Source organism: Terrabacter sp. R4-6, assembly GCF_057529065.1.
In genome coordinates, this window is the sequence record NZ_CP197224.1 from 1,393,867 (window position 1) to 1,407,427 (window position 13,561).

Below are 13,561 nucleotides of genomic sequence, written 5' to 3' on the forward strand. Positions count from 1 at the left end.
CCGTGATCTTTTTCCCAGCCGTTTGCAGGGGTTGATGCGCTAGGGCCACAGGTCCCGCACAGAGACCGCACGGAGACCGCACGAAGGCCCCACGGACCCGCGAACGGGACCTCGGATCACCGAGACCCGGCGCTCACGGCGCGAACGGGTTGGTCGTGAAGGGGTCCCACGTCAGGCTCGAGCCGTGCTGCAGGGCCACGAGCGCGGCCACGACTCCGAAGACGGCGAGCAGCACGGAGACGATCTGGGTGGTGAGGCCGGCCGGCACGAGCCGCCGCGCCATCGAGCGGGACCCTCGTCGAAGCGAGGCCCCACCGGGGCCCCACCAGAGCATGAGCAGGCCGAGGACGCCGCCGACGGCGAGCGTGATCGGCGCACCGGGCCCGAGGTCGGTGCCCTGCGTGCCGGCGAGGAGCAGGGCGGCGGCGAAGATCCCGGCGAGCGCCACCGCCACGGGCAGGAGCAGGCCGACCCCCGTCGCGATGATGCCGACGACGAGGTGCCACGGGCTCGAGACGACGGCGAAGGGCACGTCGCTGCGCCGTCGGCCGAAGTCGTAGCGGCGCAGGACGAGCGCCGTGACCGAGCGGTCGGTGGCCCGGGCGAGGGCCGAGAGCACGACGAGCACGACGAGGGCGATGCCCGGCCACGCCATGAGCGCACCGACCCAGGCGATCCCGACCGCGGCGAGCAGACCGGTGCGCATCGGCAGGCCGATGCGGGGGTCGCCCTCGCGCTGGACGGGCTCGTCCTCCTCGTCCCACTCCTCCTCGGGCCAGTAGCCCTGCGGCCCCTGCTCGACGTCCTGCCCACCGCGCCCGTGCCGGGCGTCGTAGGCCTGCGCGCCGCCCCAGTCGTCCGGCGAGGCGGGCTCGTCGTCCCAGCCGTGGTCGTATGCCGCCGGGTCGGGATCGGGTGCCCTGGGGCCGGTCGGGGGTGGGGCCCACCGCACCGGACTTCCTGTGGTCGAGGCCTCGACGAGGGCGCCGGCTGCCCCGACGGGCGGCATGACGGCGGTGCCGCCGTGCTGGACGACCTGGGTGTCACCGGGCGCCGCAGTGGGGCGGTCGTCGTCCCACGGGTTGCCGCTCGGGGTCGGCACGGTCGCCGCGCGTCCCGCGGCGTAGAGCTCGAGTGCCCCGATGACCTCGTCGGCGTGCGGGCGCAGCCGTGGGTCGGGTGAGAGGGACGCGCGCAGGAGCGGCACGAGGCGCGGGTCGACGCCCTCGAGGTCGACGTCACCGGCACGCACGCGGGTGAGCACGGCGTCCATGCGGGCTCGGCCGAACGGCGGACGACCCGACGCGGCATACGTGATCGTGGCGGCCCAGCCCCACCAGTCGGTGGCGTCGGTGATCGCGGCACCCTCGACGAGCTCGGGCGAGAGGTAGCCCGGCGTGCCCATGACGAGCCCGCCGACGGTGTGGCGCACGTCGTCCTGCAGGTGTGCGATGCCGAAGTCGATGAGCACCGGGTCGCCGTCCTCGATGAGGACGTTGCCCGGCTTGATGTCGCGGTGGACGACACCGCACGCGTGGATGGCGCGGATCGCCTCGGCGATGCCGCGGGCCAGGCGCAGCAGGTCTGCGGGCGCCAGCGGGCCGTGCTCCTCGACGACCTCGTCGAGCGCCGGCCCGGGCACGTAGCGCGTCACGATGTAGGGGCGGGGCGCCATGACGTCGGCGTCGATGACGCTCGCGACCCGCGCGTCGCGGATGCGTGAGAGCGTGTCGACCTCTCGGGAGAGGCGCTGCCGGGCGTCGGCGTCGTGCGCGACGTGGGCGCGCAGGACCTTGATCGCGACGGCCCGGCCACGCGGGTCGAGGGCGAGGTGGACGACGCCCATGCCGCCCTCGCCGATCTCCTCGACGAGGCGGTACGGGCCGATCCGCTGCGGGGAGCCGGGGATGCCGGGGCGCGGGGCCACGGGCACCCCACCGGTGCGCGCGCCGGGCCGCGGGGTGGGCACCCGCTCGGTCCGGTCGTACGCAGTCATGCCCCTACGGTATGCGACCGGGGCGCCACGACTGGAACCCTGCGGCAACGCGCCGCCGGGTGTCGCGTGTGTCCCGTCTCGTCGGTTTGGTCCGGTGTACCGGAGGTATCAGCTGCTGATGTAGTCGCGCAGCTGGTCGCGCTCGGACTGGAGCTCGGAGAGCCGGTGCTTGACGATGTCGCCGATGCTGACGATCGCCGCCAGCTTGCCGTCGGCGTCGACGATGGGCACGTGCCGCACCCGCATCTCGGTCATCGTCCCGGCGAGGTCGGCGATGTTGTCGTCGGCCGAGCCCGTGGTGACCTCGCTCGTCATGATCTGCGAGACCGGCGCCTCGAGCACGCTCGTACCGGTGCTGTGGAGGTGCCGGACGATGTCGCGCTCACTCACGATCCCGTCGACGCTCGAGCCGTCGGTGCTCACGACCACGGCACCGATGCGGTGCTCGGCCAGCAGGCCGAGCAGGCCGGCGACCGTCTCGTCGGGCTTGACGGTGATGACCTCGCTGCCCTTCTTGCGCAGCACGTCGGAAATCTTCACGGCGACTCCTTCACCTCGGCGCGATGCCCTCAGGCGGCCACCCGCTCCACCAGAGATGCCCTGTCTCGACCCTAGAGCGGGACCGCACCGGGCGCCACCGTTCGCTCGTTAGAGTGAGACCGACCGCGCCCCACGGCGCCCCTCCCCCCGGGTCTGGGTACGTCGAGGGCCGTACCCTCCCCTCGAGCAGCAGGAGCTGATTGCGTGTCGACCCCTCGGCCGACCTACGACCTCGTCATCGCCGCCAACCGACTGCCCGTCGACAAGGTCGTCACCGACGACGGCGAGGTCGAGTGGCGACGCAGCCCCGGTGGTCTGGTGACCGCGATGGAGTCCGTGATGCGCACGCAGCCGGGCGCCTGGGTCGGCTGGGCCGGCGACGCCGGTGAGGCGCCCGAGCCCTTCGACGAGGACGGCATCCACCTGCACCCCGTGCCGCTGTCGACCGACGAGATCCGCGACTACTACGAGGGCTTCTCCAACGACACCCTGTGGCCGATCTACCACGACGTCATCGTGCCGGCGACCTTCCATCGTGAGTGGTGGTCGAGCTACCAGGCGGTCAACCAGCGTTTCGCCGAGGCCGTCGCCGAGGTCGCGGCCGAGGGCGCCACCGTGTGGGTGCAGGACTACCAGCTCCAGCTCGTCCCGGCGATCGTGCGCACGCTGCGTCCCGACGTGCGCATCGGCTGGTTCAACCACATCCCCTTCCCGCCCGTCGAGCTGTTCGCGCAGCTGCCGTGGCGCGCCCAGCTGCTCGACGGCCTGCTCGGGGCCGACTTCCTCGGCTTCCAGCGCCAGGCCGACGCCCGCAACTTCGTGCGCGCCTGCCGCCAGCTGCTCGGCGCGCAGACGAAGCGAGACCGCGTCACCGTCGAGGGGGCGCACCGCCAGGTGCGGGCGGCCGCCGTCCCGATCTCCGTCGACTTCCAGGGTCTCGAGGCGCTGGCGAAGCGACCCGACGTCATGGAGCGTGCCCGCGAGATCCGCGAGAGCCTCGGCAACCCCAAGGTCCTCATGCTCGGCGTCGACCGTCTCGATTACACCAAGGGCATCCGGCACCGGCTCAAGGCCTACGAGGAGCTGCTGGGCGAGCGGCGCATCGGACCGCCCGACGTCACGCTCGTGCAGGTCGCGACCCCGAGCCGGGAGCGCGTCGACGCCTACCGCAAGCTCAAGAGCGAGATCGAGCAGACCGTCGGTCGCATCAACGGCGAGCTCGGCAAGATCGGCGCCCCGGCCGTCCACTACCTGCACCACTCCTACCCGCGCGAGGAGATGGCGGCCCTCTTCCAGGCCGCCGACGTCATGCTCGTGACCCCGCTGCGCGACGGCATGAACCTCGTCGCCAAGGAGTACGTCACGTGTCGCCACGACCTCGGCGGCGCCCTCGTGCTCTCGGAGTTCACCGGGGCGTGGCACGAGCTGCACCAGGCCTTCGCGTGCAACCCGCACGACATCGAGGGGCTCAAGCAGACGATCCTGCGCGCCATCAACACCCCGGCCAAGGACAAGCAGAGGATCATGAAGGCGCTGCGCCGCCGCGTGTCCGACCACGACGTCCAGCGCTGGGCGGCCCGCTACCTCGCCGCGCTCGCCGCGGCGCCCGAGCTGCCGAGCGCCGAGTCGCGCCAGCGGCCCACCCCGCACGCCGAGGAGACACCGCTCATGCCGGCCCCCACCGAGTCGTCAGCCGAGTCGCCAGCCGAGACGGGCGCGGGGTCGGGCGCGGGGTCGGGCGACCGCTCGCTCGGCGCGCCGGACGGGACCCGGTCGTGAGCGCCGCCGCCCCGACCACGGAGACGCTGGAGGCCGCGGCCTCGGCCGAGGTCCTGCTCGTCGCCACCGACTTCGACGGGGTGCTCGCCCCGTTCGACGCCGACCCGATGCGGGCCACCCCCGTCGAGGGCACCATCGAGACGCTGCGGTCCCTCGCGAGCCTTCCGGGCGTGCACGTCGCCGTCGTCTCGGGGCGTGACCTCGGCACCCTGCGCGAGCTGACCGGCATCACCGAGGACGAGCCGATCGTCCTCATCGGCAGCCACGGCGCCGAGTCGTCGAGCCAGGCCGTGCGCGAGGCCATGGAGGCGGCCGCCGTCACGCCCGACGACGAGGTGACCCTCGCCGAGCTCCGCACCGACATCGAGGCCCTCGTCAAGGAGCACCACCCCGAGGCCGGCATCGAGTACAAGTCGGCCGCCGTCGTCGTCCACGTCCGCGGCCTCCCGCGTGAGACCGGCGACGCCGCGATCGCCGACGCCCGACGGGTCGCCCTCGACCACCCCGGCGTCAAGGTGCTCAAGGGCAAGTCGGTGCTCGAGCTCTCGGTCTCCCACGCCGACAAGGGATCCGCCGTCACGGCGCTCGGCCGCCACGTCGGTGCGGTGGCGCGCGTCTATCTCGGCGACGACGTCACCGACGAGGACGCGTTCATGCGCATGCGTCGTCCCGAGGACGTCACCGTCAAGGTCGGGACCGGCTCCACCGCCGCTCGCTACCGCGTGGACGACGAGCAGGCCGTGGCCGCGCTGCTGACGCGTCTCGAGCAGCTCTGCTCGGCCGCCCACGTCCCGGGCTGACGCACGCGACCGTCCCACCCGGCATACGCCCGCCTCCACAACTCCGCCCGGGCGGATGTGTGGCGGCCCCGCGAGGCTCATCCCCTCGACAACTCCGCCGGGGCAGGGTTTCGCCGGTGTCCGGCGATCAGAGCAGGTATGCCGTCCGGCTCGGGTGACGCCGCTCAGTGGCGCCGGACGGCGCCCGTCGAGCCGCGGACCACGAGCTCGGGCCGGAAGACGTACTCCGCTCGGGGAGAGGGCTGCCCGGCGATCTCGTCGAGCAGGGCACGCACCGTCGCCGCACTCATCGCGTTGACGCTCTGGCGCACGGTCGTCAGCGGCGGGTCGGTGAAGGCGATGAGCGTCGAGTCGTCGTAGCCGACGACCGAGAAGTCGCGCGGCACGTGGAGGCCGCGTTTGCGGGCCTCGCGGATCGCGCCGAGCGCCATGAGGTCCGAGCCGCACACGACGGCCGTAGCGCCGCGGTCGAGGAGCCGTCCGGCCGCGGTGGCACCGCCCTCGACGCTGAACAGCGAGCGCTCGATGAGGTCGTCGACGTCGGAGCGACCGGTCAGCTCCTGCATCGAGTGGCGGAACCCGGCGATCTTGCGGATGACCGGCACGTAGCGGTCGGGCCCGACCGCGAGACCGATCTCTCGGTGCCCGAGGCTCACGAGGTGCTCGAGCGCGAGCCCCATCGACGCGACGTCGTCGTTGCTGATGAAGGGCGCATCGACGCCCTCGATGTAGCCGTTGACGAGGACGAGCGGCAGGTTGCGGTCGCGCAGCGCGACGTAGCGGGCCGAGTCGGTCGTCGTGTCGGCGTGCAGCCCGGAGATGAAGATGATCCCGGCCACGCCGCGTTCGAGGAGCATCTGGACGTAGTCGTCCTCGTGCACTCCCCCGGCGACCTGCGTGCAGAGCACCGGGGTGTAGCCGTTCTGCGCGAGGGAGTTCTCGATGATCTGCGCGAAGGCCGGGAAGATCGGGTTGGTCAGCTCGGGCACGATGAGGCCGACGAGCCCGGCGCTCTTGCGGCGCAGGCGGCTCGGCCGGTCGTAGCCGAGGACGTCGAGCGCCGTCAGCACGGCCTGACGGGTGGACTCGGCCACCCCGGGCTTGCCGTTGAGGACGCGCGAGACGGTGGCCTCGGACACGCTCGCCTGGTCGGCGATGTCGCGCAGTCGTGCCTTCATCTCACCTCCCCCTTCGTCGCACGTGCCGTGGACCGTCGTCGGTGGGGCGCCACGTCCAGATGCTGACGCCCGGTCCCGAGGCGCTCAGTGTGACAGCCCGCTTGCCGACCTTCGGAGCGGGTCCGTATAGCGGTGCGCCGGACTCGATGCCGGCGAGGTGTCGCGGGTCGAGGACGACCGGCTCGTGCGCGGCCCGGGCCACGTGGACGAGGGCCACCTCGTCGAGCGTCTCGCGCAGGTAGACCATGACGTCGCCCTCGGCGTGCACCCAGCGCAAGCCACCGCGCCGGAGTGCGACCGAGCGCTGGCGCGCCTGGATGAGCCCTCGATAGACCGCGAGCGTCTCTGCGTCCCAGGCATTCTCGTCCCACGGCATCGGACGGCGTCCGTCCTCGCCGAAGGTGCCCTCCATGCCGATCTCGTCGCCGTAGGTCATCATCGGCATCGACGGGAAGGTCATGAGCAGGCCGACCGCCGTCTCGACGGAGTCGGGGCCGACGAGCGTCCGGATTCGCGGCACGTCGTGCGACCCGACGAGGTTGAAGGAGTGGACGAGCGACTGCCAGGCGATCCGCGACGTGAAGTCACGCATGGTCTCGACGACAGCGCCGGCATCGAGCAGGGGCAGCGGCACGGGGGCGCCGAGGAAGCGCGGATCCTTCGGCTCCTCGCGCAGCCACGTCCACGCCGGCTTGCAGAAGCCGGCGTAGTTCATGACGCCGTGCCAGCCGTCGCCGGGCATGTCGGGCGTGTAGTCGTGGAAGTGCTCCCCGACGAGCAGGGCGTCCGGGGCCACCCGGCCCATGACGTCACGCATCTGCCGGGCCACGTCGTGGTTGACGTCGGTGTCGCGCCACCGGCCCGTCATGTTCGCGACGTCCACGCGCCACCCGTCGAGCCCGCCCGACCGGCCGAGCCACTTGCGTACGACCCCCTGGGGGTCCTCGAAGATGCGGTGGCGCAGTGCGGCGTTGAGGTGGTTGAGCTTCGGCAGGGACGGGACGCCGAGCCAGGCGACGTACGTGCCGTCCTCCCAGATGTAGTAGTCCCGCTCGGGCGTGTTCTTCCCACCGGGACCGGCCGCCTTGAGGAACCACTCGTGGGCGTTGCCCGTGTGGTTCGTCGTGAAGTCGCCCATGACCTTCATGCCTCGCTCGTGGGCGGCCTTGGTGAGCCGGCGCAGCGCCGGGGCGCCGCCGAGGAGCGGGTCGATCTGCTCGAACGACGACGCGTCGTAGCGGTGGTTGGAGCGCGCCGGGAAGAAGGGCGTCATGTAGACGACGTCGACGCCGAGGGACTCGAGGTGGTCGAGGTGCTCGGTGATGCCGTCGAGGTCACCGCCGTAGAGCTGGTGGGCGACGCCCTTGGGGCTGATGTCGACCGGGTCGGACCACGCGGCGGGGACGGCCCAGTCGGGCGTCTCGTGCCGGTCGGCTCCCTTCGAGCGCGCGAAGCGGTCGGGGAAGATCTGGTAGACGACCGACCCCAGCGCCCACTCGGGCGGCGGGCTCGCGTGCGCCACGAGCCGGAAGTCGCTCGCGTCGGGCACGTCCCGCTCGTGGACGCCGGTGCCGTTGAGCCACGCATACCTCGTCGGGCCGCCGGTGAGCAGGAAACGGTAGCTCGTCACCGGGTTGTGGCAGGTCAGGGTGGCACGCCACCAGTCGTCGACGCCCGTCGTGCGGACCTTGCGGGCCACCGTGAAGGTGGCCTCGCCGTCGGGCGAGGTCCGCACGTGGACCGCCTCGACCCCGGCGTCGAGCGGGACGCGCACGAGCACGTCGACGCGGTCGCCGAGGCGCGGAGCCTGGTTGGAGACGTACCGCCCCGACCCGTCGTGGTGCGGCTGGCTCAGCCACGTCTGCTGGCGGGTCGGGGCAGGCGTCACTTCACGGACCCCGTGGTCAGGCCACCGACCAGCTGACGCTGGAAGGCGAGGTAGAGCAGCATGACGGGGATCGAGCCGAGCAGCGCACCGGCCGTGAAGCGCCCGAAGAGGGTGTTCGCGTCGTTGCCGAGCGTCATCCCGTAGAGCCCGACACCGAGCGTCTGGTTGTCGACGTCGGTGAGGAAGACGCTCGCCAGCATGAACTCGCCGTAGAGGCCGACGAAGACGAGCATGAAGACCGTCACGAGGATCGGCATGACCAGTCGCAGCGTCATCGTGAAGAAGATCCGGGCATGGCTCGCGCCGTCGACGATCGCCGCCTCGTCGAGCTCGCGCGGGACCGTGTCGAAGTAGCCCTTGAGCAGCCACACGTTGGCCCCGAGCGCCCCACCGAGGTAGGCGAGGATCAGGCCGGTGACGGTGTTGAGGCCGAGAGCCGGCAGCACGTCACCGATGGCCGCGAAGATGATGTACGTCGCGACGATGGCGAGCAGCGCCGGGAAGAACGTCGTCAGCAGCAGGAACATCATCCCGCCGCGACGGCCCTTGAACCGCAGGCGCGAGAAGGCGAACGCCGCGCACGCGCCGAGGAAGACCGCCCCGAGCGCCCCGACGAACGAGATGATCATCGAGTTCTTGTACCAGGTCCAGAACGGGCGCGAGCTGTCGTTGAAGAGGTCGGTGAAGTTCTTCGTCGAGAAGCCCGAGGGCCACAGGCTCGCCGTGTTGAGCGTGCCGCTGGGGTTCGTCGCGGCCGAGTAGATGAAGAGGATCGGGAAGAGCGCCCACATCAGGGCGAGGATGCCCAGGGCGTGGCGCCACCACACCGAGCCGCCGAGACCCCCGCGCTTGGGCGAGGCCGGCGTGCCGGCGCCGGTCTCCTCCGCGATGCGGGAGTCCATGCGCGGGTCGGCGGGGACGGGAGCGTTGACGGTCGCCATCAGTTGACCTCCTCGAGGGCCTTGGTGCGACGGAAGCCCGGGATGCTCATCAGCGCCACGAGCAGGAAGATGATCACGGACACCGCCGCAGCGAAGCCGTAGTTGGGCGCGCTGCCGGAGAAGGCCAGGCGGAACGCGTACGTGATGAGCAGGTCGCTGGAGCCGATGCTCGTGTCGGCGCCGTTGAACGGACCACCCTTGGTGAGCAGGTAGATGAGTCCGAAGTTGTTGAAGTTGAACGCGAACGACGCGAGCAGCAGCGGGCCGACGGCCACGAGCAGCAGCGGCATGATGATCGAGCGGAGCGTCCGGAAGGCGTTGGCGCCGTCGATCGTCGCCGCCTCACGCACGTCCTGCGGGATCGACTGGAGCGCGCCCGTGCAGACGATGAACATGTACGGGAAGCCCAGCCAGAGGTTGGTGATGAGGATCGCGGCCTTGGCCCCGGCGGGCGTGCCCAGCCAGTCGACCGAGAGGCCCAGCGTCTGGTTGATGATGCCGTAGTCCTGGTTGAACATGCCCTTCCACACCAGCGCCGTCACGAAGCCCGGCAAGGCGTAGGGCAGGATCAGCAGCGACCGGTAGATCGCCTTGCCGCGCAGCCTCGGGTCGTTGAAGAGCAGCGCGATGAGCATGCCCAGCAGGAACGTCGTCAGCACCGACAGGATGGCGAAGGCGATGTTCCAGATGAAGATGCTGAGGAAGCCGCTGCGGATCGTGCTGTCGGTGAAGATCCGGGAGTAGTTCGCGAGCCCGATGTTCTCCTTCCAGCCCTGCGGGAAGGACTGGGTCTGGTCGGCGACGTTGACCCACTTGGCATCCTTCGGCGCGTAGACCGTCGGTGGCGTCGTGCCCGCGTCGGTCAGCTTGTCGGCCGCCGCGTCGTAGGTGACCGTCGCCTTGCCCTCGAAGGCCTCGGAGAGACCGACCGGTTTGATGCCGCCCCCGTCGCTCGTCGGCACGGCGATGGCCGACAGGTCCTTGCTGCGGGCGTTGGCCTGCTTGGCGGTGAGGACGGTGTAGCCGGGAGCCTTGGTGATCTTGCCGACGGGAGTCTTCTCGACGCCGGTCGGGGGCAGGGGCTTGAGGCCGGTCGTGTCGCCGACGTAGGTGCTGCCGTCGGGCTTGGTGAGCAGCAGGACGAGGTCCGAGGTCACGGGGTCGCCGCCCTCGACGATCGCGACCGACATCTTGTAGCGGGGCGTGTCGGGCACCTCACGGACCGACTGGGCGATGATGTCGGTGATCGACTCCTCTTTGCTGTAGAGGTGCCCGTCGCCGTAGTTCGTCGTCGAGAGGCTCGCGGTGTAGAGCACCGGCCACAGCTGGAAGAGGATCATGAACAGCAGACCCGGGACGAGGTACTTGAGGGGGACCGAGCGCCGCGTCGAGTAGACCGCGAGGATGCCCATCCCCACGAGTCCCGCGATGACGACGGCCATCGTGTTGCCTGCCTGCGCGAGCTTGGTGGCGATCCACAGGATGCCGGCCAACGTCGCGACGATGAGAACCCACTTGATCGCGAGAGCGAGGGGCTTGGTCATGTGACACGTCCTTTTGCGCCGACCCGGCGCCGTTGCCGTAGGTGCACGAAGGGGAGCCCTCGCGGAGCTCCCCGATGGCCCGTGCCCGGGCCTGGATCCCGGGGTCCGCCCTCAGGACGGACCCCGGAAACCCTTGTCAGACTAAGGAGCTCAGCCCTTGGCGATGTTCGCCGTGATCTCCTTGGCGGCAGCGTCGAGACGCTCCTTGGCGCCGGCCTTGCCGGCGATGATGTCGGCGGTCGCCTGGCCGAAGGGGCCCCAGACCGAGTTCATCGCGGGGATGTTCGGCATCGGCGAGCCGTCGACGCCGGCCTCGTACCACGCCTTGACGTCGGGGTCGCTCGCGGCGACCTCGGCGTAGGCCTCCTTGAGGGCCGGCGGACGCTTGCCGACCTCGAAGAGGGCCAGCTGGACGTCCTTGCGCGGGATGTAGTTCGTGACGAACTCCTGCGCGAGTGCGGCGTTCTTGGCCTTGCTCGAGACGTAGAACATCTGGACACCGAGGAACGGACGCATGGCGCCGCCACCGGTGAGGCTCGGCAGCGGGGCGATGCCGTAGTTGATGCCGGCTTCCTTGGCCTTCGCGACGCTCCAGGGGCCGGAGATCATGAACGGGGCGGCCTTCGTGTCGAAGAGCGCGTCCTGGTTCGTGTCGTCGACGTTGGTCGAGAGGACCTTCTTCTTGCCGAGCTCGGCGAGGACCTCACCACCCTTGACGGAGTCGGGGGTGTTGACGATGACCTTGTTCGGGTCGTAGTCGCCGTTGGGCTTGATGGCGAAGATGCCGCCCTCGGGGAAGGCCGAGAGGTACGGGTAGGCGAAGTACGCGTTGCCGACCTTGGAGACGAACTGGCTGAGGACCTGCTTGGCCTTGCCCTCCTTGACGAGCTTCTCGCCGGTGGCGACGAGCTCGTCCATGGTCTTGGGCGGGTTCGGGACGAGGTCCTTGTTGTACATGAGGCCGATGTTCTCGACGGCGTAGGGCACGCCGTAGGACTGGCCGTTGAACTTCGTGGCCTCGATGGCCTTCGGCAGGAACTTGCCCGCGACGTCGGAGCTGAGGTTGACCGGAGCGACCGTCGAGTTCTGGACGAGCTCACCGAGCCAGTCGTGGGCACCGACGATGACGTCAGGACCCTTGCCGACCTTGGTCGCGTCCTTGAACTGGGCGCGGGTGTCGGTCGAGATCTGGACCTTGACGGTCACACCGTTCTCGGCGGCGAACTCGTCGGCGTACTTCTGCACGGCCTTCGAGCGGTCGGCGTCGGTCCAGATGACGAGGTCGACGTTGGCGTCACGGACGGGAGCAGCGGTGCCGCTCGGCGTCTCCGGGACACCGGTGGTCGTTGCCGCCTTGCTCGTGCCGGCGGCGCCGGTGTCGGACGGGGTGGTGGGGCTGGACCCACCGCAGGCGCTGAGGGCCAGGGCGGCAACACCCGTGACAGCAGCAGCGCCGAGCGCACGCTTGTGCATGGATTCTCCTTTGAAGCCAGGTGGCACACGCCGCCACCGGTGCCCCGGAATCTAGCAAGAAGTTGCAGAGAGCGGGAACCCGCATGCTGCAATTTTTTGCAACGTTCTGGACACATCCCGGATCCGTCCCACTGGGACGGATCGTCCGGACCGCCGCCGCCCGGCCCGTGCCGGCTGCGACCCGCCCGTGGGCGAGGGGTGGTCATCGTGCCCGGAGTGGGACATGATGTCGATGCCTGCTCACCCGGGCAGGCACACCTTTACAACGGATCGTCCGGCACGTTCCTGCCGGTGAAGGAAGGCAATGAAGCCATGGCAACAGTGACGTTCGACAACGCGACGAGGCAGTACCCCGGGAACCCGGTCCCCTCCGTCGACAAGCTCAACATCGAGATCGCGGACGGGGAGTTCCTCGTCCTGGTCGGCCCCTCCGGGTGTGGCAAGTCCACCTCCCTGCGCATGCTCGCCGGCCTCGAGGAGGTCAACGGCGGACGCATCCTCATCGGTGACCGCGACGTGACGAACCTGTCCCCCAAGGACCGCGACGTCGCGATGGTCTTCCAGAACTACGCGCTCTACCCGCACATGACGGTCGCCGACAACATGGGCTTCGCGCTCAAGATCGCCGGCGTCGACAAGGCGGAGATCCGCAAGCGCGTCGAGGAGGCAGCCAAGATCCTCGACCTGACGCCGTACCTCGACCGCAAGCCGAAGGCCCTCTCGGGTGGCCAGCGCCAGCGCGTCGCGATGGGTCGCGCGATCGTGCGCTCCCCCCAGGTGTTCCTCATGGACGAGCCGCTGTCCAACCTGGACGCGAAGCTCCGCGTCCAGACCCGCACGCAGATCGCCTCGCTCCAGCGCCGCCTCGGCGTCACGACGGTCTACGTCACGCACGACCAGGTCGAGGCCATGACGATGGGTGACCGCGTCGCGGTCCTCAAGGACGGCATCCTCCAGCAGTGCGACAGCCCGCGCCGGATGTACGACCACCCGGCCAACGTCTTCGTCGCCGGCTTCATCGGCTCGCCCGCCATGAACCTCATGGACGTGCCGGTCACCGACGGCGGTGTCGACCTCCACGGTCACACGGTCCCGGTGGCCCGTGAGGACCTCGCCAACGTCGGTAAGAACGTCACGCTCGGCGTGCGTCCCGAGGACCTCGAGCTGTCGTCCGACCAGTCGGGCATCCCCGTCACGGTCGACGTCGTCGAGGAGCTCGGTGCCGACGCGTACATCTACGGCTCGACCGAGCAGAAGCTGCTCGAGGCCACCGGCGAGAACGCCGGCCACGTGCCGTTCATCGCGCGCGTCGACGGCCGTCGCCCCCCGGAGAAGGGCGACAAGATCTACCTCAAGCCGAAGGCCGGTCACGTCCACGTCTTCAACGCCGAGTCGGGGCTGCGCGTCGGCGACTGAGCCACA

10 protein-coding genes are annotated in these 13,561 nt (G+C 70.3%); 3 read left to right on the forward strand and 7 right to left on the reverse strand.

Going from position 1 to position 13,561, the window contains the following annotated elements:
• Positions 1-133 precede the first annotated feature (133 nt).
• Both ACSSS0_RS06575 and ACSSS0_RS06580 read right to left on the reverse strand, forming a co-directional pair.
• Positions 134-1,996, reverse strand: a complete 1,863-nt coding sequence (locus ACSSS0_RS06575) for a serine/threonine-protein kinase (RefSeq protein WP_487230485.1) — start codon at positions 1,994-1,996, stop codon at positions 134-136.
• Between the two features lie 108 nt (positions 1,997-2,104).
• Complete coding sequence (locus ACSSS0_RS06580) at positions 2,105-2,536, reverse strand: CBS domain-containing protein (protein ID WP_435984779.1); 432 nt, start codon at positions 2,534-2,536, stop codon at positions 2,105-2,107.
• Between the two features lie 204 nt (positions 2,537-2,740).
• Here ACSSS0_RS06580 and ACSSS0_RS06585 point away from each other — a divergent pair, with 204 nt between their 5' ends.
• Both ACSSS0_RS06585 and otsB read left to right on the forward strand, forming a co-directional pair.
• A complete protein-coding gene (locus ACSSS0_RS06585; RefSeq protein WP_487230486.1) occupies positions 2,741-4,315 on the forward strand; it encodes an alpha,alpha-trehalose-phosphate synthase (UDP-forming) in 1,575 nt (524 codons plus the stop codon).
• Complete coding sequence (otsB, locus tag ACSSS0_RS06590) at positions 4,312-5,115, forward strand: trehalose-phosphatase (RefSeq protein WP_487230487.1); 804 nt, start codon at positions 4,312-4,314, stop codon at positions 5,113-5,115. The genes ACSSS0_RS06585 and otsB overlap by 4 nt, the downstream gene beginning before the upstream one ends.
• A 164-nt stretch (positions 5,116-5,279) precedes the next feature.
• On the opposite strand, the gene ACSSS0_RS06595 is transcribed toward otsB, so the two are convergent.
• From ACSSS0_RS06595 to ACSSS0_RS06615, 5 genes are all read right to left on the reverse strand, one after another.
• Entirely contained in the window at positions 5,280-6,293 is a 1,014-nt protein-coding gene (locus ACSSS0_RS06595; RefSeq protein ID WP_435984776.1) for a LacI family DNA-binding transcriptional regulator, read from the reverse strand.
• Between the two features lies 1 nt (position 6,294).
• Complete coding sequence (locus ACSSS0_RS06600) at positions 6,295-8,181, reverse strand: glycoside hydrolase family 13 protein (protein WP_487230488.1); 1,887 nt, start codon at positions 8,179-8,181, stop codon at positions 6,295-6,297.
• Positions 8,178-9,122, reverse strand: a complete 945-nt coding sequence (locus ACSSS0_RS06605; protein WP_435984774.1) for a sugar ABC transporter permease — start codon at positions 9,120-9,122, stop codon at positions 8,178-8,180. Before ACSSS0_RS06605 ends, ACSSS0_RS06600 begins: the two co-directional genes overlap by 4 nt.
• Positions 9,122-10,666: an ABC transporter permease subunit gene (locus tag ACSSS0_RS06610; RefSeq protein WP_487230489.1), complete on the reverse strand. Its 1,545-nt coding sequence runs from the start codon at positions 10,664-10,666 to the stop codon at positions 9,122-9,124. Before ACSSS0_RS06610 ends, ACSSS0_RS06605 begins: the two co-directional genes overlap by 1 nt.
• A 150-nt stretch (positions 10,667-10,816) precedes the next feature.
• Entirely contained in the window at positions 10,817-12,139 is a 1,323-nt protein-coding gene (locus ACSSS0_RS06615; RefSeq protein WP_487230490.1) for a sugar ABC transporter substrate-binding protein, read from the reverse strand.
• Between the two features lie 312 nt (positions 12,140-12,451).
• Between ACSSS0_RS06615 and ACSSS0_RS06620 the strand changes: the two genes are divergently transcribed.
• On the forward strand, positions 12,452-13,555 hold the full coding sequence (locus ACSSS0_RS06620; protein WP_435984771.1) for an ABC transporter ATP-binding protein: 1,104 nt from the start codon (positions 12,452-12,454) through the stop codon (positions 13,553-13,555).
• Positions 13,556-13,561: the final 6 nt, after the last annotated feature.

Bases quoted from the DNA above. Each gene is read 5' to 3' on its own strand.
- ACSSS0_RS06575 (WP_487230485.1), bottom strand. From the start codon at position 1,996: ATGACTGCGTACGACCGGACCGAGCGGGTGCCCACCCCGCGGCCCGGC.
- ACSSS0_RS06595 (WP_435984776.1), bottom strand. From the start codon at position 6,293: ATGAAGGCACGACTGCGCGACATCGCCGACCAGGCGAGCGTGTCCGAG.
- ACSSS0_RS06605 (WP_435984774.1), bottom strand. From the start codon at position 9,122: ATGGCGACCGTCAACGCTCCCGTCCCCGCCGACCCGCGCATGGACTCC.
- ACSSS0_RS06610 (WP_487230489.1), bottom strand. From the start codon at position 10,666: ATGACCAAGCCCCTCGCTCTCGCGATCAAGTGGGTTCTCATCGTCGCG.
- ACSSS0_RS06615 (WP_487230490.1), bottom strand. From the start codon at position 12,139: ATGCACAAGCGTGCGCTCGGCGCTGCTGCTGTCACGGGTGTTGCCGCC.
- ACSSS0_RS06620 (WP_435984771.1), top strand. From the start codon at position 12,452: ATGGCAACAGTGACGTTCGACAACGCGACGAGGCAGTACCCCGGGAAC.